Below are 19,643 nucleotides of genomic sequence, written 5' to 3'. Positions count from 1 at the left end.
GTCCGAGTGCGGACGGTTCGGCCTTTCTTGCCAAGTTGGTACAGACCTGTTGACGTGGGTGGTCCAGACCTCTTAAGTTCGGCGGAACTTCCCCCACATGTGCATGCCCTCCCACAGGCGTGCACGCGACACTCTCTCCTGGAGGACCGAGTGTTGATCCGACACGCGACGGAGCAGCGCCCCACCGCTGCCGACCGTCAGAAGACCGGCCGGAAGGTGGCGTTCGCCGCCACCGCGGCGGCGAGCCTCGCGGCCCTGCTGATGGGCACGCTCGGCGTCGCGCCGTCAGCCGCCGCCGTCGACAACCAGGCCTGCCGCCCCGACGGCATGTACACCACGCCCGGCGTCGACGTCCCCTACTGCAACGTCTACGACACCAGCGGCCGCGAGCAGATGGGCGCCGACCACCAGCGCCGCGTCATCGGCTACTTCACCGGCTGGCGCACCGGCAAGGACGGCACGCCGGCCTACCTGGTGAACAACATCCCCTGGGACAAGGTCACCCACCTCAACTACGCGTTCGCGCACGTCGGCAGCGACAACACCCTCTCGGTGGGCTCCGACACCGCGGACAACGCCGCCACCGGGATGACCTTCCCGGGCGTGGCCGGCGCGGAGCTGGACCCGTCGCTGCCGTACAAGGGTCACTTCAACCTGCTGACCAAGTACAAGAAGCAGTACCCGAACGTCAAGACCATGGTGTCGGTGGGCGGTTGGGCCGAGACCGGCGGCTACTTCGACGACTCGGGCAAGCGGGTCAACTCCGGCGGCTTCTACTCGATGACCGTCAATGCGGACGGGTCGGTCAACCAGGCCGGCATCAACACCTTCGCGGACTCCGCCGTCAACTTCATCAAGAAGTACGGCTTCAACGGCGTCGACCTCGACTACGAGTACCCGACCTCGATGAAGGACGCGGGCAACCCGCTCGACTACAGCCTCTCCAACGCCAAGCGCGCGTCCCTGATGAAGGGCTACGCGGCGCTGATGAAGACCATGCGCGAGAAGCTCGACCGGGCCTCCGCCGCCGACGGCAAGTACTACCTGCTGTCGGTCGCCGCCCCGTCCTCGGGCTACCTGCTGCGCGGCATGGAGACCTTCCAGGTCACCCAGTACCTGGACTACGTCAACATCATGTCGTACGACCTGCACGGCGCCTGGAACAAGTACGTCGGCCCGAACGCCGCGCTGTACGACGACGGCAAGGACGGCGAGCTCGCGGCCGCCAACGTGTACGGCACCTCGCAGTACGGCGGCATCGGCTACCTGAACGGCGACTGGGCCGTCCACTACTTCCGCGGCGCGATGCCGGCCGGCCGGATCAACCTCGGCGTGCCGTACTACACCCGCGGCTTCCAGAACGTCCAGGGCGGCACCAACGGCCTGTGGGGCACCGCCTCCACCACCAACTGTCCGGCCGGCTCCGGCCTGACCACCTGTGGTGACGGCGCCGTCGGCATCGACAACATCTGGCACGACCTGGACGACAACGGCAAGGAGTCGCCGGCCGGCTCCAACCCGATGTGGCACGCCAAGAACCTGGAGAACGGCGTCCTGCCGGACTACCTGGCCAAGTACGGGGTCAAGGACACCGCGCTGAACGGCGCCTACACCCGCAACTACAGCTCCGCGCTGGCCTCCCCGTGGCTGTGGAACGCCAACAAGAAGGTGTTCCTCTCCACCGAGGACGACCAGTCCATCGCCGCCAAGGCCGACTACGTGGTCAACCAGGGCGTCGGCGGCGCGATGATCTGGGAGCTCGCGGGCGACTACAAGTGGGACGCCACCGCCAACGGCGGCAAGGGCGAGTACGTCCAGGGCAACACCATGACCTCGCTGCTGTACGACAAGTTCAAGTCGGCCTCGGCGTACGGCGCGACCCGCTCCACCATCGCGCTGCCGCAGCAGACCCTGCCGATCGACGTGTCGTTCACCAACTTCGCGCTGGGCGACAACAACTACCCGATCAACCCGAAGATCCACATCGTCAACAACTCGACCGTCACCCTGCCCGGCGGCACCGAGTTCCAGTTCGACTACTCGACCTCCGCGCCCAGCAACGCCGCCGACCAGTCCGGCTTCGGTTCCAAGGTCATCCGGGCCGACCACACCGGGAACAACATCGGCGGCCTGAAGGGCACCTACAACCGCGTCTCGCTGAAGCTGCCGACCTGGCAGTCGCTGGCGCCCGGCGCCTCGGTGGACGTCGCCTTCGTCTACTACCTGCCGGTCTCCACCCCCGCCAACTGGACCGTCAACGTCGGCGGCACCCTGTACGGCATCGCCGGCGACTACACCCGCGGCACCACCGCGAGCACCGGTTCGCCGTCGCCGAGCACCTCGGCCTCCGCTTCGGCCTCCGCCTCCGCCTCGGCCTCTCCGTCGCAGTCGGCTTCGCCGTCGGCGTCCGCGTCCGCCTCGGCCTCGCAGTCGGCCTCGCCGTCCGCGTCGGCCGGCACCTGCTCGGCCGCGCCGAGCTGGAGCGCCGCGACCGCCTACGCCACCGTCACCAAGGTGTCGTGGAAGGGCCACTACTACCAGAACAAGTGGTGGACCACGGGCGAGGACCCGTCGCTGAGCGGCGCCTGGGGCGTCTGGACGGACCTCGGGGCCTGCTGATCCCGAGCCCATGAACGGCGGTGGCGGTCGACCCGGTCGGGGGGTCGGCCGCCACCGCTGCGGTGTCCCGGCGCCGCTACTGGCCGACCTTCAGGTCCTTCAGCAGCTTCGCGACGTGGCCGGTGGCCCGGACGTTGTAGAGCGCCCGCTCGACCTTGCCCTGCTCGTCCACGATCACCGTGGAACGGATCACACCCTGGTACGTGCGGCCGTAGTTCATCTTCTCGCCGAACGCGCCGTACGCCTCCAGCACCCGGTGCTCCGGGTCGGACAGCAGCGTGACCTTCAGGTCCTCCTTCTCGCGGAACTTCCCGAGCTTCTCCGGCTTGTCCGGCGAGATGCCGATCACGTCGTAGCCCGCGCCCGCGAACACCTCCAGGTTGTCCGTGAAGTCGCAGGCCTGCTTGGTGCAGCCCGGGGTCAGCGCCGCCGGGTAGAAGTAGACGATCACCTTGCGGCCCAGGTGGTCGGCCAGCGACACCCGGTTGCCGTCGGCGTCGGACAGGGTGAAGGCAGGGGCGGTGTCGCCCGCCTGCAGGCGCTCGCTCACGATGGTGCTTCTCTCCTCTGAGCCGGGACGGGGTGGTGGTGCGGAGGGTCGTGCTGCCAGCCAACCTACCTCCGTTGGTGGGTGGCGCTGCGCGAGCGCGACGGGGAGCTGACAGACTGTCGGTGCAGAGAAGTACCTAGCGGTAACAGAGATGGGGTGGCCCCAGTGGCAGCGAGCAGCAAGGACACGTCGGCACCGCGCACGACGGCCCAGATCGAGGCGGACATCGCCGGGACCAGGGACAGGCTCGCCGCGACCCTCGACGAACTCGCCATGCGAGTCCACCCGGCCACCGTCGCCGCCCAGACCAAGGCCAAGCTGCGTGCGACGGTCGAGCAGAAGGCCGGCAAGGCGTACGTCGCCGCGAGCGGGGCCGTCGAGCAGGTCAAGTCGAAGTTCGTCGACGAGGACGGGCGACCGCGGCCCGAGCGGATCGCGCCCGTCGCGCTGGTCGGCGTCGGCGTGGTGCTGCTCATCGCGTCGGCGCGCAAGCGCCGCAAGGGCTGACAGTTCCTGCGGACGGCGGGATCCCGGGTTTTGGTGCCCGGGGCCCCGCCGTTTTCGCTGTCCGGTACGGTCGGAGCGTGAGTGAGAACGACACGCAGAGCAGACACGACCGGCTCGGGGAGAAGCTTCCGATTCGGATGCTGCACGACCGGGTGCTCGTCAGGACCGAGGGCAGCGAAGGCGAACGCCGCTCCACCGGCGGCATCCTGATCCCCGCCACCGCCGAACTCTCCCGCCGCTGCACCTGGGCCGAAGCCGTGGCCGTCGGCCAGAGCGTCCGCTCCGTGGAGCCCGGCGACCGAGTGCTGTACGACCCGGAGGACAAGCTGGAGGTGGAGGTCCGCGGAGCGACATATGTGCTGCTCCGGGAACGCGACCTGCACGCGGTGGCCGCCGGCCGCTTCGGGGATCTTGAGGGGTCGACCGGGCTGTACCTGTAGCGGGTGCGAATTCAGGGAGCGCACGACCAGGGGCGCCTGCGTTCACGAGGAGGCGGTGAATGGCCGGGGTCTACTTGGCCGTCGCGCGCGGCGCGTTCCGGCGGTACTCGACGTATCGGGCCGCGACGGTGGCCGGGGTGGTCACGAACAGTGTGTTCGGGGGGATCCTGGCGTCGACGATGCTCGCGTTGTGGCATGCGCGGCCGGGGCTCGGCGGGTACGACGCGCGGCAGGCGGTGACGTACGTCTGGATCAGTCAGGCGTTGCTGATGACGGTCGCGGTGTGGGGCGGCGGGTTCCAGGACGATGTGCAGGCGCGGTTCCGGAGCGGGGACATCGCGATCGACCTGTACCGGCCGGTGGACTTCCAGGGGTGGTGGCTGGCGACGGACCTGGGGCGGGCGGGGTTCCAGTTGCTGACCAGGGGCGCGGTGCCGCTCGTGCTGGGATCGCTGATGTTCGAACTGGCGCTTCCGCTGCGGCCGTTGGTGTGGGCGGAGTTCCTGCTGGCGGTGCTGCTGGCGGTGGTGGTGAGCTTCGGGGTGCGGTTCCTGGTCTCGGTGGCGGGATTCTGGCTGCACGACTCGGAGGGGGTGCGGGCGGCGATGACGGTGCTGTCGATGTTCTTCTCCGGGATGCTGCTGCCGCTGGCCCTGTTCCCGGGCGCGCTCGGGGAGCTGGCCCGGGTGCTGCCGTTCTCGGCGATGGTGCAGCTGCCCGCCGACGTGCTGCTGCAACGGCGCACCGGGCACAGCCTGGTGACCCTGTACGCGTTCCAACTGGCCTGGGCCGTGGCCCTGTTGGGGTTGGGTCGAGTGGCGCAGGCGCTCGCTGTGCGCAAGGTGGTGGTGCAGGGTGGTTGAGCGCGAGTCGCTCGCCGCCCGGGCGGGCTGGGCGGTGCGGTCGTGGTGGCTGATCGCCGGGATGTGGGCCCGTTCGATGCTGACGTACCGGACGTCGTTCCTGTTGGGCCTGGCCGCGAATGTGCTGATCACGTTCCTGGACTTCGCGGTGCTGATCCTGATGTTCCGGCACACCCGGCAGCTGGCCGGCTGGACGCTCGCCGAGACCGGGTTCCTGTACGGGACGAGTTCGGTGGCGCTCGGCGGGGCCAACCTGCTGGTCGGTTCGGTGAGCGGGCTGGGCGAGCGGGTGCGCTCCGGGACGCTGGACACCATGCTGATCCGGCCCGCGCCCGCGCTGGCCCAACTCGCCGCCGAGCGCTTCTCGTTGCGCCGGCTGGGCCGACTGGTGCAGGGGTTCGTGGTGCTCGGCTGGTCGCTCACCGCGCTGGACCTGCGGTGGACCTGGGACCGGGTGCTGATGGTGCCCGGCCTGCTGCTGTGCGGGGTGGTGATCTTCTGCGCGGTCCTGGTCGGCTGCTCCTGCGTGCAGTTCTGGTGGGGCGACGCCGCCGAACTGCAGAACTCCGTCACCTACGGCGGCGCCACGCTGCTGCAGTACCCGCCGACGGTGTTCGCCAAGGAGATCGTCGCGGGCACCGTGTTCGGCGTGCCGCTGGCGTTCGTCAACTGGCTGCCCGCGCTGTACGTCCTGGACCGGCCCGACCCGCTCGGGCTGCCCGTCGCGTTCGAGTTCGCCGCGCCGGTCGTGGCCGTGCTGTGCATGTTGGCGGCGGGCCTGGCCTGGCGGACGGGACTGCGCGCCTACCGCTCCACCGGAAGCTGACAGAGGAGGGGACCCCATGGCGGTGATCGAGGTGGAGGACGTCCGGCGGACGTTCACCGTCCGTACCAGGAACGGCCGTTGGCGGCGGGAGAAACGCGAGGTGCGGGCCGTGGACGGGCTCACCTTCCAGGTCGAGGAAGGGGAGTGCGTCGGCTACATCGGGCCGAACGGCGCGGGCAAGTCGACGACGGTGAAGATGCTCACCGGCATCCTGGTGCCCAGCGGCGGACGGCTGCGGGTGGCCGGAGTGGACCCGGCGGCCAGGCGGGCCGCGCTGGCCCGGCGGATCGGCGTGGTGTTCGGCCAGCGCACCACCCTGTGGTGGGACCTGCCGCTGCGCGACAGCTACGAGCTGGCCCGCCGGATCTACCGCATCCCCGACGCCCGCTACCGGGCCAACCTCGACCGGTGCGTCGAACTCCTCGACCTGGGCGACCTGTTGGACACCCCCGTGCGGCAACTCTCGCTCGGCCAGCGGATGCGCGGCGACCTCGCCGCCGCCCTGCTGCACGACCCCAGCGTGCTGTACCTCGACGAGCCGACCATCGGACTCGACACGATCAGCAAGACCAAGGTCCGCGAGTTCCTCCGCGAGACCAACCGCGAACAGCGCACCACCGTGCTGCTCACCACCCACGACCTCACCGACATCGAGCAGCTGTGCGGCCGGGTGATGGTGATCGACCACGGCCGGCTGGTGCTGGACGGCCCGCTGGAGGACCTGCACGCGGCCGGCGAGAGCGAACGCACCCTGGTGGTCGACCTGGCCGCCCCGCACCCGCCGATCGAACTGCCCGGGGTGCGCACCGTCAAGGTCGAGGGCCCACGGCAGTGGCTGGCGTTCCCGGCCCGGCAGAGCGCCGCCCCGCTGGTCGCCGCCGTCGCCGAGCGCTACCCGCTGGTCGACCTGTCGGTGCGCGAACCCGCCATCGAGGACGTCATCGCCCGGATCTACACCGGCAGCGCCGCCGAACCGGCCCGCTGACCAGCTCACTCGATCGAGTGGGGGAGGTGACCGAACGGCCGGTACGGGAGTTCACATACTCGTGACCGAGCCCGAACCGGACGTCAGTGTGGTGATCGCCGTCCACGACACCATGCCGTACCTCACCGACTGCCTGAACTCGCTGGTCGAACAGACCATCGGCGCGACCCGGATGGAAGTGGTCGCCGTCGACGACGGATCGAGCGACGGCAGCACCGAGGAACTCGCCCGGTTCGCCGCCGCCCACCCCGGCCTGCTGCGCACCGTGCGGCAGCCCGCGTCCGGCGGACCCGCCAAACCCACCAACCGCGGCACCGACCTGGCCCGCGGCCGCTACCTGATGTACCTCGGCGCCGACGACTGGCTCGGCCCCGAGGCGCTGGAACGGATGGTCGAGGCCGCCGACCGCTGGCAGTGCGACGTGCTGATCCCCAAACTCGTCGGCGAGAACGGCCGGATCGTCCCCCAGGGCATCTTCGAACGCACCGCGGAGCAGGTCGACTTCACCGACTCCGCGCTCGCCTGGGCGCTCGCCGACACCAAGATGTTCCGCCGCTCGATGGTGCTCAGCCACGGCCTGCGCCGCCGCGAGGACCTGCCGGTCTGCTCCGACCAGCCGTTCACCCTCGGCGCGCTGCTCAACGCCCGCAAGGTGTCCGTGCTCGCCGACTACGACTACTACCACCTGGTGCTGCGGCAGGACCGCTCCAACGTCACCCACCGCGCCGGCCCGATCGACCGGCTGCGCGCCATGGACGCCGTCCAGGAAGTGCTGGAGCGCCACACCCGCCCCGGGCCGGTCCGCGACGCCGTCCGGGAACGCTACTTCGGCTGGGACGTCCCGCAGGTGCTGCAGGAGCAGTTCCTCACCGAACCGCCCGCCATGCAGCGCCGCATCCTCGGCGAGATCGGCCGACTGCTCGACCGGCACTGCTCGACCGGCGTGTTCGGCGCCGTCCCGGTGCCCGCCCGGCTGCGCCTCGCCCTCGCCCGGCGCGGCGACCTCGCCGCCCTGTGCGAACTCATCGACTGGGAACGGCAGCACGGCCCCGCCCCCGTCGGGCGCCGCCGCGGCCGGCTGTACGCCCGCTACCCCATGTACCGCGACCGGCGCCTCGGCCTGCCCGACACGCTGTTCGACGCCGGCCGGGCCCCCGGCCCCACCGGCGGCTGGCGGCTGGTCCCCGCCCCGGTCCGGCGCGCCCTGCGCCGCACCAGGCAGACCTGGCGCGGCCGGGCCGCGACGCGGCGGGCCGCCCGGTGACGCAGCAGTGGTCCGAGCGGCAGTGGTCCGAGCAGCAGCGGCCCGAGCAGCAGTGGTCGACGACGGAAGGTGACCGAGTGACGGCCTTGCAGATCTGCGTGGTCGGACTGGGCAAGATCGGCCTGCCGCTGGCCGTCCAGTTCGCCGGCAAGGGACACCGGGTCACCGGCGCCGACATCGCCCCCGGGGTGGTCGCCGCCGTCGCCGCCGGACGGCCGCCGTTCCCCCGCGAGGCCCGCCTCGACGACCTGCTCGCCGAGACCGTCGCCGCCGGACGGCTGCACGCCACCACCGACACCGCCGCCGCCACCGCCGGGGCCGACGCCGTGGTGATCGTCGTCCCGCTGCTCACCGACGCCGACGGTCGGCCCGACTTCGCGCTGCTGGACGCCGCCACCGACGCCGTCGCCGCCGGACTGCACCCCGGCACGCTGGTCAGCTACGAGACCACGCTGCCGGTCGGCACCGTGCGCGGCCGGTTCGCCCGCCGCCTGGAGGCCGGCTCCGGGCTGACCGCCGGACGCGACTTCGCGCTGGTGTTCAGCCCCGAACGGGTCCGCACCGGGCGGGTCTTCGCCGACCTGCGGCGCTACCCCAAGCTGGTCGGCGGCATCGACGAGGCCTCCACCCGGCGCGGCGTCGAGTTCTACCGGGCGGTGCTGGACTTCGACCCGCGCCCCGACCTGCCGCGCGGCAACGGCGTGTGGCCGCTCAGCGGCGCGGAGGCCGCCGAGTTCTCCAAGCTCGCCGAGACCACCTACCGGGACGTCAACATCGCGCTGGTCAACCAGTTCGCCCGGTTCGCCGACCGGGTGGGCGTCGACCTCGTCGAGGTGATCGACGCCTGCAACTCGCAGCCCTACAGCCACCTGCACCGGCCCGGCATCGCCGTCGGCGGGCACTGCATCCCGGTCTACCCGCGCCTCTACCTGTGGAACGACCCGGACGCGACCGTGGTGCGCGCCGCCCGGGAGGCCAACGAGCAGGTGCCCGCGTACGCCGTCGGCCTGCTCGCAGGCGCGCTCGGCCCGCTGGACGGCGTCGCCGTCACCGTGCTCGGCGCGTCCTACCGGGGCGGGGTCAAGGAGACCGCCATCTCCGGGGTGTTCCCGCTGGTCGAGGCGCTCCGCGCGGCCGGCGCCCGGGTCGGCGTCAGCGACCCGCTGTACACGCCCGAGGAACTCGCCGCGCTCGGCCTGCCGCCCGACGACGGCAAACCCGCCGCCGCACTGGTCGTCCAGGCCGACCACCCCGAGTACCGGGACCTCGGCGCCGTCGACTTCCCCGGCGTGCAGGTGCTGCTGGACGGCCGGCGGGTCACCGACCCGGCGCGCTGGGAGGGCGTGCGGCGGATCGTCCTCGGAGGAGGGAACGCCCTGCGGTAGCGGCGGATTCGCGGGGCGGCGGTCGTTCCGTGCGGCCCGTGTGCCAATCTGGCGGGGTGAGTGTGGACGAGAGGGCAACCGGAGTCAGCTTCACCGCCGCCGACGAGGCCAAGCGGCACGGCGTACGGCGGATGAAGACCATCGCCACCGGCCTGCTCGGCCTGGCCACGGTCGTCTTCGCGCTCGCCACCTGGGCGGGCGCCGCCGGCGCGGGCAGCTGGGCTGGGTACGTGGCCGCCGCCGCCGAGGCCGGCATGGTCGGCGCGCTCGCCGACTGGTTCGCCGTCACCGCGCTGTTCCGCCGCCCGTTCGGGCTGCCGATCCCGCACACCGCGATCATCCCCACCAAGAAGGACGCGTTCGGGCGCTCCCTCGGCGACTTCGTCGGCGACAACTTCCTGTCCGCGCCGGTGGTCCGGGCCCGGCTCGGCAAGATCGGCGTGGCCCGGCGGCTCGGCGAATGGCTGGCCGCGCCCGGCAGCGCCGAACGCGTCACCCACGAGGCCGCCGCCGCCCTGCGCGGCGTCCTCGCCGTGCTGCGCGACGAGGACGTGCAGGCCGTGGTCGCCGAAGCCGTCACCCGGCGGGCCGCCGCCACCTCGGTCGCCGAACCCGCCGGACGCCTGCTCGGCAAGATCGTCGCCGACGGCGGACACAAGGGCGTGGTCGACCTGGTCGCGGTGCGGGCCCGCGACTGGCTGGTCGAGCACCACACCGACGTGGTCGACCGGGTCACCACCAAGACCCCCGGCTGGACGCCCCGGTTCATCGACAACCAGGTCGGCGAACGCGTCTACAAGGAACTGCTGCGCTTCGTCACCGACGTCCGCGACGACCCCGCGCACCCCGCCCGCGGCGCCCTCGACAACTTCCTCGCCGACTTCGCGCAGGAACTCCAGCACGACCCCGAGACCATCGCCCGCGTCGAACGCGCCAAGTCCGACCTGCTGACCCGCCCCGAGGTCCAGGACCTGATCGCCTCCTCCTGGTCCGCGGTGCGCACCCTGGTGCTGAACGCCGCCGACGACCGGGACAGCGAACTGCGTCGCCGCCTCACCGAAGGCCTGCGCACCTTCGGCAACCGCCTCGCCACCGACGCCAAACTCCAGGCCAAGACCGACGGTTGGCTGCTGGACGCCGCCGAGTACGTGGTCTCCACCTACCGGCAGGAGATCACCTCGCTGATCTCCGACACCGTCGCCGGATGGGACGCCGACGACGCCTCCCGCAAGATCGAGGCCAACGTCGGCCGCGACCTGCAGTTCATCCGGATCAACGGCACGGTGGTCGGCGCACTGGCCGGCCTGCTCATCCACACCGTCAGTACGGCGCTGGGTGGTTGACGAACCGTCCGGTAGGGTGATCGACCGATCGGCACGGCCAGGGGGGTCGAGGCCTTGTATTCCATGGGGGAGTTGACCGTGAAGACGGTTCACGCACGCACGCTCGGACTGCGAATCGCCGTACTGGCGGCGGCCGGTCTGATGCTGACGGCCTGCAACGAGGACGACGTGGCCACGGGGGCGGCCGGCGGCCAGACCTCGCCGAGCGCGGTGGCTTCGGCGCACCCGTCGGCGAGCGCCAGTGGCAAGGGCAAGGAGCCGGCCAAGCCCAGCGCCCGGCCGAGCAACACCGCGACCGGTGGGGACACGGCCGCCGCGCAGAAGAAGACGGACAAGCTCGCGCTGACCGCCGAGGAGTGGGACAACGCTTTCGTCTCCGACGGCGACGACGACACCGGCGTGGCCAACTTCGTGATGGACAAGTCCTGCGTCTACAAGGCCGACGGCACCAACGTCAACGGCCTGGTCGCCAGCACGTTCCGGTACGTGCGCCAGGACCACGAGTCGGACAGTACGTTCGCGAACACCGTGGCGAGTCAGTTCACCACCGTCGACGCGGCGGCCAAGGACGTCGCCGAGCAGAAGGCGATCACCAAGCGCTGCACGGACTACACCGACGGCAGCAACAAGTACCAGAGCGTTCACGACATCGAATCTCCGAAGGTCCCCGGTGCCGACGAGGTGTACTCCGAGGAAGGCCTCGCCGTCTACCGGACCAGCGACGGCGGCCAGACCGACCCGCGCCCCTTCTCCTACATCATCGCGCGCAAGGGCTCTCTCTACGTGTCGGTGCTCGTCGACGTCGACCCCCAGCGCCAGATCTTCGAAGGCCGGGCGCAGGCCCGCGAGGCGCTGAAGAAGATGACCGCCAAGTGGTGACGCCGCCGTTCGTCGCGGCGGGTTAGCATGCGAGGTCTGTCCGGGTCCGGGTGAGTAGACGGGAGCATGCTGTGGCCGAGGGAGTCCAGGGGATCGAGGCGTTCATCGCCGGAATGCCGAAGGCGGAGCTGCACGTGCACCACGTCGGCTCGGCCTCGCCGCGGGTGGTCGCCGAGTTGGCCGCCCGGCACGCCGGCCGTACCAAGGTCCCGGCGGACCCGGAGGCGCTCGCCGAGTACTTCACGTTCACCGACTTCGCGCACTTCATCGAGGTGTACCTGAGCGTCGTCGACCTGATCCGCGACGCCGAGGACGTCCGCTCGCTCACCTACGGCGTCGCACAGGACATGGCCCGGCAGAACATCCGCTACGCCGAGCTCACCGTCACGCCGTACTCGTCGGTCAACCGCGGCATCCCCGACGTCGCCTTCATGGAGGCGATCGAGGACGCCCGGCTGGCCGCCGAGAAGGAGCTCGGCGTCGTGCTGCGCTGGTGCTTCGACATCCCCGGCGAGGCCGGGCTCGGCTCCGCGGAGGAGACCGCCCGGCTCGCGCTCGACCTGGCGCCCGCCGGGCTGGTCTCGTTCGGCCTCGGCGGACCCGAGATCGGGGTGCCGCGCCCGCAGTTCAAGCCGTACTTCGACCGGGCCCGCGCGGCCGGCCTGCACAGCGTGCCGCACGCCGGCGAGTCCACCGGGCCGGAGACGGTCTGGGACGCGATCCGGGAGCTCGGCGCGGAACGCATCGGCCACGGCACCCAGTCGGTCAAGGACCCGGCGCTGCTCGACTACCTCGGCGAGCACCGGATCCCGCTGGAGGTCTGCCCGACCTCCAACCTGGCCACCCGCGTGGTCGAGCGGATCGAGGACCACCCGATCCGGCAGATGGTCGACGCCGGGCTGCTCGTCACCGTCAACAGTGACGACCCGCCGATGTTCGGCACCGACCTGAACACCGAGTACGCCGTCGCCGCGAAGCTGCTCGACCTGGACGAGAGCGGCATCGCCGCGCTCGCCCGCAACGCGGTGGAAGCCTCCTTCCTGGACGTGGCGGGCAAGCGGCGGCTGACCGGCGAGATCGACGCCTACGTGGCGGGCCGGCCCACGGTCTGAGGGCCCACAGGCAGATCGGCGGCGGTCGGGCGCATGAGGTACCAGCGTTCGACCGCCGTCCATGCGGTGCTGGTCAGCAGGTAGAGGCCGCCGGCCAGCGGCAGCAGCAGCGCGAACACCGGGGTGCCGAAGGCCGGCCAACGCAGGAACTTCGTGCCGGCGGGAGCGTCGGCGGGCAGCGGGGTCTGCCGGGCGCGGTGGTGAACAGGCGGTACATCACCGAGAAGGACGGCGCCTGCAGGTGGTCGCGGTCCTTGCGGTGGCGCTTCCTGAGTTTCTCCACCTGCGGAGCGATGCGGGTCCGAAGCCGATGTTATGTCACCGCCGAGCTGCGTCACCGGCCGGGCGGGGAAAGCCAGTTGGGCCGCCCGGCCGGTGACGTCGCGGGTCAGGGCACGCGGACGACGCTCGCGGTCGCGGCGGAGGCGCGGGCGGCCTCCAGGACGGTCAGGGTGGCGACGGCGTCCCGGGGGTCGACGGGCGGCGGGGTGTGGTCGGCGAGCGAGGCGGCGATGCCCGCGTAGAAGGCCGGGTAGTCGCCGGGGGCGGTGCGGACGGCCTCGGCGTCGCCGTCGCTGCCGAGCAGGCCGTACGCGGCGGGGTCGTCGTCGCCCCAGTGGGCGGCGTCCGGCCCGGGGCGGCGGCCGGCGCGGAGGGCGGCCTCCTGCGGGTCCATGCCGAACTTGACGTACCCGGCGCTGTCGCCGAGGACCCGCAGGCGGGGGCCGGCCAGCGGGGCGAGGGCGCTGGTCCACAGGTGGGAGCGGACGCCGCCGGCGTGGGTGAGGGCGAGGAAGGCGTCGTCGTCGACGACCGCGCCGTCCCGGCGGACGTCGATCTCGGCGTACACCGTCTCGACCGGTCCGAACAGGGCGAGGGCCTGGTCGACCAGGTGGCTGCCCAGGTCGTAGAGGGTGCCGCCGACCTCGGCGGGGTCGGAGAGCTCCCGCCAGCCGGGCTTGGGCTTGGGACGGAAGCGCTCGAAGCGGGACTCGAAGCGGTGCACCCGGCCGAGCCGGCCGTCCTCGATCAGGCGGCGGGCGGTGAGGAAGTCGCCGTCCCAGCGGCGGTTCTGGAACACCGACAGCAGCAGGCCGGACTTCTCGGCGAACTCGCACAGGTCGCGGGCCTCGGCGCTGGTCGCGGCGAGCGGCTTGTCGACGACGGTGGCCAGACCGGCCAGCAGGGCGGTGCGGGCGAGCGGCACGTGGGTGCGGTTCGGGGAGGCGATCACCACCAGGTCGAAGCGGTCGGCCTCGTCGAACAGCTGGTCGGGGGTGTCGAGGGCGCGGGCGGCAGGGTGCTCGCGGTGGAGCTGGGCGCGGCGTTCGGGGTTGGCGGTGACCACCGCGTCCAGGCGGAGTCCGGGGGTGGCGGCGATCAGCGGGGCGTGGAAGGCCGAGCCGGCCAGGCCGTAGCCGATCAGGCCGACGCGGAAAGGGGCAGGGGGCGTGCTCATGACCCCCACTCAACCATCCCCGCCCTCCGGAGCGGCGGACGCCACCCACTCCGTCGTCCCAGGCCGGAGCGGTCCGGCGGGCCGGGTGCGGCAATGGCGCGCGGTGGCGGCGGCCGCGCCGGCGAGCAGCAGCACCGAGCCGAGCGACAGCAGCACGCCGTGGGCGGTGTCCCCGCGGACGAGGGCGACTGCCGGGTGGGGCACGGCGCCGGTGCCGCCGGGCATGGTGATCGCGGCCAGCAGGACGCCGGTGCGGAGGACGGAGGCCACGGGCGGGGCTCCTTGCGTCGGACGGAGGGTATGTCCGGGACGCTATCCGTACCAGGGGCGGAAATTGACGGTGTGTCAGATCGGTTAGGCGCGGCTTAAGGCTGCGTTGAGGCGACCCCGGCCCGCCGCGACGGGCCGGGGTCGGGCGGTCACGCGCGGTCGGCGAACAGCGTGGTGGCGGCACGCTGGGTGTCGGTGTACTCGCGGACCTCGGCGATCCGTCCGTCGCGGACCGTGAAGATCCCCAGGTTGCGGTTGTCGTAGCGCAGGCCCTGCACGGTGGTGCAGTGCGAGGCCCACTCGGCGACCACCCGGTCGCCCTCGGCGATCGGGGCGCCGAGCAGTTCGACGTGGACGGCGGTGCCGGGGGCGACCAGGCCGCCGATCGAACCGAGGAACTCCTCGACGACGGCCTTCCGTCCGCGCCACTCGCCGCTCAGCGGCAGGTCGCCCGGGTAGTGCCAGACGGCGTCCTCGGTGAAGGCGTCGCGGATCGCGTCCTGGTCGCCGCGGGCGACGGCGGCGATGTACGCGGTCACGACGGTGCGCGGGTCGGTGCTCAGGTCGGTGTGCGGGTCGGTGTGCGGGCCGGTGCTCATGGGGGCTCCTTCGAGGGGCAGGTGGGGGGTCAGCCGAGGGTGAGGACGGTGTTGCCGCGGACCCGGCGGCCGCGCAGTGCGGCGATCGCGTCGGCGGTGCGGTGCCAGTCGTCGACCAGGCCGAGTTCCGGGTGCAGCCGGCCCTCGGAGGTCAGCCGGACCAGGGTCCGCAGGTCCGGGCCGTCCGGGTGGTCCACGTCGGCGTACGAGAAGTGCTCGATCGTGGCGGACGTCGGGCCGGACAGCAGCGCGAAGAAGTCCAGCCGGACCGGCTCCCGGGAGGCCTGCCCGAACCAGAGCAGCCGGCCGCGCGGGGCCAGCAGCGCCAGCGCCTGCGGCAGCGCCGCGCCGCCGGTGGACTCCAGCACCAGATCGAACGGCCCGCGCGCGTCGGCGAGCGCGTGCACCACCTCGGCCGCTCCCAACTCCCGCAGCCGCGCCCCGCGTTCGGGACTCGCGGTGACGGCCGTCAGCTCCGCGCCGGCGGACGCCGCGAGTTCCGTCAGGTAGTGGCCGACGCCGCCGGACGCGCCGGTCAGCAGCAGCCGGCGGCCCGTGACGGCCCCCGCGGCGCGCAACAGGCGCAGCGCGGTCAGCCCCGCCAGCGGGAGGGCGGCGGCGGTACGGGTGTCCAACTGCTCCGGCAGCACCGCGAGGGCGTCGGTGCGCACCGCCGCGTACTCGGCCCAGCCCGCGCCCGGCGGATGGGCCACCACCCGCTGCCCGACGGCCGGCCCGCTGCCGTCGCCGGCGGCCTGCACGACCAGCCCCGCGACGTCCTTGCCGGGCCGCCAGCCCAGCGGCGGGGCCTCCAGCAGGAAGGTCTCGCCGCGGTTCACCGAGAATGCGTCGACCTTCACCAGCACCTCGTCCGGGCGCGGCTCGGGCTGCGGCACCTCGGCGAACTCGACCGTGCCGGCGGCGGGAATCAGGGCCTTCATGGGATGTCCTTCGACGTGTGGGGCGGGCCGCTCACGGGCGGGCCCGGCGGGAACACGTCCAGTACACGGCGGGCGCCGCGGCCCGGTCCAACAACCCGAACGCCCCGACGACAACCGGCGGTTGTCGGCGATGATGGCCGCATGGACCCGGACCTCGGACAGCTGCGCGCCTTCGTCGCGGTCGCCGACCAGCAGCACTTCGGGCGCGCCGCCCGACAGTTGGGGATCAGTCAGCAGGCGCTGTCGAAGCGCGTCGCCCGGCTGGAGGACGGACTCGGCGTCCGGCTGCTCGATCGAGGCCCCGCCGCCGTCCGCCTCACCGAGGCCGGCGAACGCCTGCTGGCCCCGGCACGGGACGCGCTCGCCGCCGGGCAGGCCGTCCTCGCCGCCGTCCGCCGGCCCGCCGCACCCGCCCGGCTGGACGTCTGGGGCCACCTGTTCGAGCCGCTCCGCACCGTGCGCGAAGTCCTCGCCGCCGCAGCCGGGTCGACCGTCGAGGTCGGACCGGCCCGGGACCTCGACACGGTGGCCGCCGCCCTCGCCCGCGGCGAGAGCGCCGCCGGATTCGGCCGCCACCACGCAGGCCCCGACGGGCAGTTGGCACACCGGCTGGTCCGCCTCGAACCCGTCGACGCGGTGCTGCCCGCCGCCCACCCGCTGGCCCGCGCCGCGACCCTGCGACCCGCCGACCTCGCCGCGCTGCGCCTGGTGCTGCCCGCCGACCCCGCCCGGCTGGACTTCCTGACCCGGTTCGCCGAACGCTTCGACGTCCCGCTGCTCCCCGGCGAGGCCAACCTCGGCCTCGCCCACCTGCTGGAACGCGTCCGCGCCGTCCCCGACGGCTGCACCCTGCTGCCCGCCGAACTCCCGCTCGCCGTCCCGCCCGGACTGGTGGTCCGCCCGCTCGCCGACCCCGTCCCGCTGTACGCCTGGTCGCTGGTCTGGCACCGCGAACGCCCGCACCCCGCCGTGCCCGCCCTGCTGCGCGCCTTCGCCGACCGCGGCCGCGACCGCCGCTGGCTGGAGTACCGCCCCGGCCGCGACTGGCTGCCGGAGACCGACGCCCGCGACCTCGGCTGAACCGCCTCACGGCCGCCCCGGACCGGGCGTCGGCCGGTGCGCGCGTAGCGGCCGCCCCGCCCGAACTCCCGGGCGGGGCGGACGACTTGATCAGATCAGCTCGACCAGGTCCGCGATGGATTCCACCACCTGGGTCGGGCGGTACGGGAAGCGGTCCACGTCGCCGGCCTGGGTGAGGCCGGTCAGCACCAGGAACGTCGACATGCCGGCCTCCATGCCGGAGACGATGTCGGTGTCCATCCGGTCGCCGATCATCGCGCTGTTCTCCGAGTGCGCGCCGATCGCGTTCAGACCGGCCCGCATCATCAGCGGGTTCGGCTTGCCGACGAAGTACGGCTCCACCCCGGTCGCCTTGGTGATCAGCGCCGCGACCGCACCCGTCGCCGGCAGCGCGCCCTCGGCGGACGGGCCGGTCTCGTCCGGGTTGGTGGCGATGAACCGGGCGCCCGCGTCGATCAGCCGCACCGCCTTCGTCATCGCCTCGAACGAGTAGGTGCGGGTCTCGCCCAGCACCACGAAGTCCGGGTCGGTGTCGGTCAGCACGTACCCGACGTCGTGCAGCGCGGTGGTCAGACCCGCCTCGCCGATCACGTACGCGGTGCCGTTCGGACGCTGGTCGGACAGGAACTTCGCGGTCGCCAGCGCGGACGTCCAGATGTGCTCGGCCGGCACGTCCAGGCCCATCCGGGACAGCCGGGCGTGCAGGTCCCGCTGGGTGTAGATCGAGTTGTTGGTGAGCACCAGGAACGGCTTGCCGGACTCGCGAAGCCGCTTGATGAAAGCGTCGGCCCCCGGGATCGGCACGCCCTCGTGGATGAGGACTCCGTCCATGTCGGTCAGCCAGGTCTCGATGGGCTTGCGGTCTGCCACGGTGGGTCTCTCCTAGGTCTTGCGACGGTCGAACGATCAATGTGCATCGCTCCGACCGGACACCGCTGGCCGGCCGGGCGCCACTGGCTGCCCCAACGCAGCTCAGCCTAGTGCGCCCCGCCGGCCGACCACAGGGGCGGCCGTGGCCCCGGCCTCAGTTCGCGTAGGGGTTGCCGCCGTTGGACGGGGGCTGCTGGCCGTACGGAGGCTGACCGTAGGGCGGTTGCTGCGGCTGCTGCGGCTGGCCGTAGGGCGGCTGCGGGGCCTGGCCGTAGGGCGGCTGCGGGGCCTGGCCGTAGGGCGGCAGGGGCGCCTGGCCCGGGAACGGCCCCTGCGGGGGCCCCTGCGGCGGCACCGGCACGGCGGAGGGCCGGCGGTTCCGCCGGGCGATGATCACCACGACGATCAGCAGCACCACGACGGCCGCCCCGCCGCCGATCAGCAGCGGCACGGTGTTCGACTTCGAGGAGCCGTCGGCACTCGCGGACGGCTGCGACCCCGCCCCGCCCTGGCCCGGTGCGGAGTCGGCCGGCGCACTCGCGGAGCCGCTGGGCTGCGCCGCACCGCCGGTCTTGCCGGAGTTCTCGGGCGTGGGCGAGGACCCGGCCGCGGCGGGCAGCGGGCTGACATTGGGCGCACCCGGGTCGCCGGGTTCGGTCAGCGCGACGCGCGGCCGGACGGTGCCGTAGCCGAGGTAGTCGCTGCGTTCCTTCGGGTTGCTGGCGGTGTTGATCAGCACACGGAGCACCTGGTTGGCCGTCCAGTCGGGGTGCGCGGACCAGATCAGCGCGGCGGAGGCGGAGACCAGGGCGGTGGCGCCGGAGGTGCCGGAGCCCTTGCAGTAGCCGCTGGGACCGTTGCAGGCCCCGTAGATGTCCGTGCCCGGGGCGGCGAGTGCCACCTGTGGGCCGTACTCCGACACCGCCGCGACCTTCCCGTTCTGGTCGGTGGCGCCCACGCCGACCACGCCGCTCATGGCGGCGGGGTACTCCACGTGGTTGTCCGTGTTGCCGCTGTTGCCTGCCGCGGCGAACACCAGGGAGCCTCGGGACGTGGCGTGTTCGACGGCCGCCTTGAGCTTCTGGAGGTCTGCAGGCTTCAGCGCGTCGGCAGGGATGCCGGAGGAGATGTTGATGACCTTGGCGTTGTGATCGGCCGCGTAGGTGATGCCTCGGGCGATCTGGTCCAGGTTGGCGCTTTCGCGGCCCCCGCCGCCCATGTAGTCGACCTTGATCGGGAGGATCTTGGCACCGGGCGCGAGACCGTACGCCCCGTTGCCGTTCAGGCCCTTCCCGGTACCGGCGATGACGGTCGACATGGACGTTCCGTGGCCGTCCCCGTCGGTGAGCACGCCGCCGGACTGGGTGCTCAGGTCCGTCCCGGCCACCAACTGGCCTGCCAGGTCGGGAGCGTCGCCCCGCACGCCGCCGTCGATGACGGCCACCGTGACACCCGTCCCCGTGCTGGTCCGCCACATCTCCTCGGCGTGCATCGCGTCCAGGTGCCACTCCTGTGCGCGGATCGAGTCGGCCGCGAGCGCGGGCCCCGTCGACCACCCACACAGGACACCGGCGACCGCCGCCGCCGCGGCGAGCCGCAGCCCCCGCCCTGCCATGCCCGTTCGCCGCATCACAAACTCCTTCGCACGCCG

At 72.5% G+C, this 19,643-nt stretch carries 19 protein-coding genes; 12 read left to right on the top strand and 7 right to left on the bottom strand.

Annotated features, from left to right (window positions below; all coding sequences use genetic code 11):
• Nucleotides 1-216 precede the first annotated feature (216 nt).
• Nucleotides 217-2,619 (top strand): chitinase C-terminal domain-containing protein, encoded by a 2,403-nt coding sequence (locus ACFV4P_RS26370; protein ID WP_380475288.1) that lies wholly within the window; start codon nucleotides 217-219, stop codon nucleotides 2,617-2,619.
• Nucleotides 2,620-2,695: 76 nt separating this feature from the next.
• Here the strand turns inward: ACFV4P_RS26370 and bcp are convergent, their stop codons facing one another.
• A complete protein-coding gene (gene bcp / locus ACFV4P_RS26365; protein WP_380475128.1) occupies nucleotides 2,696-3,169 on the bottom strand; it encodes a thioredoxin-dependent thiol peroxidase in 474 nt (157 codons plus the stop codon).
• 165 nt (nucleotides 3,170-3,334) lie between these two features.
• Between bcp and ACFV4P_RS26360 the strand changes: the two genes are divergently transcribed.
• From ACFV4P_RS26360 to ACFV4P_RS26315, 10 genes are all read left to right on the top strand, one after another.
• The gene (locus ACFV4P_RS26360) at nucleotides 3,335-3,676 is read left to right on the top strand and encodes a DUF3618 domain-containing protein (RefSeq protein WP_380475126.1); all 342 of its coding nucleotides are present in this window, start codon (nucleotides 3,335-3,337) and stop codon (nucleotides 3,674-3,676) included.
• Between the two features lie 137 nt (nucleotides 3,677-3,813).
• A complete protein-coding gene (locus tag ACFV4P_RS26355; RefSeq protein ID WP_380475286.1) occupies nucleotides 3,814-4,116 on the top strand; it encodes a GroES family chaperonin in 303 nt (100 codons plus the stop codon).
• A gap of 59 nt (nucleotides 4,117-4,175) precedes the next feature.
• Entirely contained in the window at nucleotides 4,176-4,979 is an 804-nt protein-coding gene (locus tag ACFV4P_RS26350) for an ABC transporter permease (RefSeq protein ID WP_380475124.1), read from the top strand.
• The gene (locus ACFV4P_RS26345) at nucleotides 4,972-5,805 is read left to right on the top strand and encodes an ABC transporter permease (protein WP_380475122.1); all 834 of its coding nucleotides are present in this window, start codon (nucleotides 4,972-4,974) and stop codon (nucleotides 5,803-5,805) included. The genes ACFV4P_RS26350 and ACFV4P_RS26345 overlap by 8 nt, the downstream gene beginning before the upstream one ends.
• Nucleotides 5,806-5,821: 16 nt before the next feature.
• Complete coding sequence (locus tag ACFV4P_RS26340) at nucleotides 5,822-6,790, top strand: ATP-binding cassette domain-containing protein (RefSeq protein WP_380475120.1); 969 nt, start codon at nucleotides 5,822-5,824, stop codon at nucleotides 6,788-6,790.
• Between the two features lie 61 nt (nucleotides 6,791-6,851).
• On the top strand, nucleotides 6,852-8,054 hold the full coding sequence (locus ACFV4P_RS26335; protein WP_380475118.1) for a glycosyltransferase family 2 protein: 1,203 nt from the start codon (nucleotides 6,852-6,854) through the stop codon (nucleotides 8,052-8,054).
• 86 nt (nucleotides 8,055-8,140) lie between these two features.
• Nucleotides 8,141-9,439, top strand: coding sequence for a nucleotide sugar dehydrogenase (locus tag ACFV4P_RS26330; RefSeq protein ID WP_380475284.1), 1,299 nt, complete (start codon nucleotides 8,141-8,143; stop codon nucleotides 9,437-9,439).
• A 62-nt stretch (nucleotides 9,440-9,501) separates the two neighbouring features.
• Complete coding sequence (locus ACFV4P_RS26325; protein WP_380475116.1) at nucleotides 9,502-10,782, top strand: DUF445 domain-containing protein; 1,281 nt, start codon at nucleotides 9,502-9,504, stop codon at nucleotides 10,780-10,782.
• Nucleotides 10,783-10,860: 78 nt separating this feature from the next.
• Entirely contained in the window at nucleotides 10,861-11,661 is an 801-nt protein-coding gene (locus ACFV4P_RS26320) for a hypothetical protein (RefSeq protein ID WP_380475114.1), read from the top strand.
• Nucleotides 11,662-11,732: 71 nt separating this feature from the next.
• Nucleotides 11,733-12,773: an adenosine deaminase gene (locus tag ACFV4P_RS26315; protein ID WP_380475112.1), complete on the top strand. Its 1,041-nt coding sequence runs from the start codon at nucleotides 11,733-11,735 to the stop codon at nucleotides 12,771-12,773.
• Between the two features lie 388 nt (nucleotides 12,774-13,161).
• Here ACFV4P_RS26315 and ACFV4P_RS26310 read toward each other — a convergent pair whose 3' ends face one another.
• The 4 genes from ACFV4P_RS26310 to ACFV4P_RS26295 form a co-directional block, all read right to left on the bottom strand.
• Nucleotides 13,162-14,232, bottom strand: coding sequence for a Gfo/Idh/MocA family oxidoreductase (locus ACFV4P_RS26310; protein WP_380475110.1), 1,071 nt, complete (start codon nucleotides 14,230-14,232; stop codon nucleotides 13,162-13,164).
• Between the two features lie 9 nt (nucleotides 14,233-14,241).
• On the bottom strand, nucleotides 14,242-14,502 hold the full coding sequence (locus ACFV4P_RS26305) for a hypothetical protein (protein WP_380475108.1): 261 nt from the start codon (nucleotides 14,500-14,502) through the stop codon (nucleotides 14,242-14,244).
• 149 nt (nucleotides 14,503-14,651) lie between these two features.
• The gene (locus ACFV4P_RS26300) at nucleotides 14,652-15,101 is read right to left on the bottom strand and encodes a nuclear transport factor 2 family protein (RefSeq protein ID WP_380475106.1); all 450 of its coding nucleotides are present in this window, start codon (nucleotides 15,099-15,101) and stop codon (nucleotides 14,652-14,654) included.
• A gap of 29 nt (nucleotides 15,102-15,130) precedes the next feature.
• Entirely contained in the window at nucleotides 15,131-16,042 is a 912-nt protein-coding gene (locus ACFV4P_RS26295) for a zinc-binding dehydrogenase (RefSeq protein ID WP_380475104.1), read from the bottom strand.
• A gap of 141 nt (nucleotides 16,043-16,183) precedes the next feature.
• Here ACFV4P_RS26295 and ACFV4P_RS26290 point away from each other — a divergent pair, with 141 nt between their 5' ends.
• Nucleotides 16,184-17,122, top strand: a complete 939-nt coding sequence (locus tag ACFV4P_RS26290) for a LysR family transcriptional regulator (protein ID WP_380475102.1) — start codon at nucleotides 16,184-16,186, stop codon at nucleotides 17,120-17,122.
• 90 nt (nucleotides 17,123-17,212) lie between these two features.
• Here the strand turns inward: ACFV4P_RS26290 and ACFV4P_RS26285 are convergent, their stop codons facing one another.
• Together ACFV4P_RS26285 and mycP are read right to left on the bottom strand one after the other, a co-directional pair.
• The gene (locus tag ACFV4P_RS26285) at nucleotides 17,213-17,992 is read right to left on the bottom strand and encodes an HAD-IIA family hydrolase (protein WP_043914117.1); all 780 of its coding nucleotides are present in this window, start codon (nucleotides 17,990-17,992) and stop codon (nucleotides 17,213-17,215) included.
• Nucleotides 17,993-18,146: 154 nt separating this feature from the next.
• The gene (mycP, locus tag ACFV4P_RS26280; RefSeq protein ID WP_380475100.1) at nucleotides 18,147-19,622 is read right to left on the bottom strand and encodes a type VII secretion-associated serine protease mycosin; all 1,476 of its coding nucleotides are present in this window, start codon (nucleotides 19,620-19,622) and stop codon (nucleotides 18,147-18,149) included.
• Nucleotides 19,623-19,643 lie beyond the last annotated feature (21 nt).

Origin of the sequence: Kitasatospora sp. NPDC059795, from assembly GCF_042732175.1 — a bacterium.
Taxonomy (GTDB): domain Bacteria; phylum Actinomycetota; class Actinomycetes; order Streptomycetales; family Streptomycetaceae; genus Kitasatospora.
This window is presented reverse-complemented; position numbering and strand designations above follow the sequence as displayed.

Coding starts and splice junctions, on each gene's coding strand:
- ACFV4P_RS26355 (WP_380475286.1), top strand. CDS start 3,814: ATGCTGCACGACCGGGTGCTCGTCAGGACCGAGGGCAGCGAAGGCGAA.
- ACFV4P_RS26350 (WP_380475124.1), top strand. CDS start 4,176: ATGGCCGGGGTCTACTTGGCCGTCGCGCGCGGCGCGTTCCGGCGGTAC.
- ACFV4P_RS26340 (WP_380475120.1), top strand. CDS start 5,822: ATGGCGGTGATCGAGGTGGAGGACGTCCGGCGGACGTTCACCGTCCGT.
- ACFV4P_RS26310 (WP_380475110.1), bottom strand. CDS start 14,232: ATGAGCACGCCCCCTGCCCCTTTCCGCGTCGGCCTGATCGGCTACGGC.
- ACFV4P_RS26300 (WP_380475106.1), bottom strand. CDS start 15,101: ATGAGCACCGGCCCGCACACCGACCCGCACACCGACCTGAGCACCGAC.
- ACFV4P_RS26295 (WP_380475104.1), bottom strand. CDS start 16,042: ATGAAGGCCCTGATTCCCGCCGCCGGCACGGTCGAGTTCGCCGAGGTG.
- ACFV4P_RS26290 (WP_380475102.1), top strand. CDS start 16,184: ATGGACCCGGACCTCGGACAGCTGCGCGCCTTCGTCGCGGTCGCCGAC.
- mycP (WP_380475100.1), bottom strand. CDS start 19,622: ATGCGGCGAACGGGCATGGCAGGGCGGGGGCTGCGGCTCGCCGCGGCG.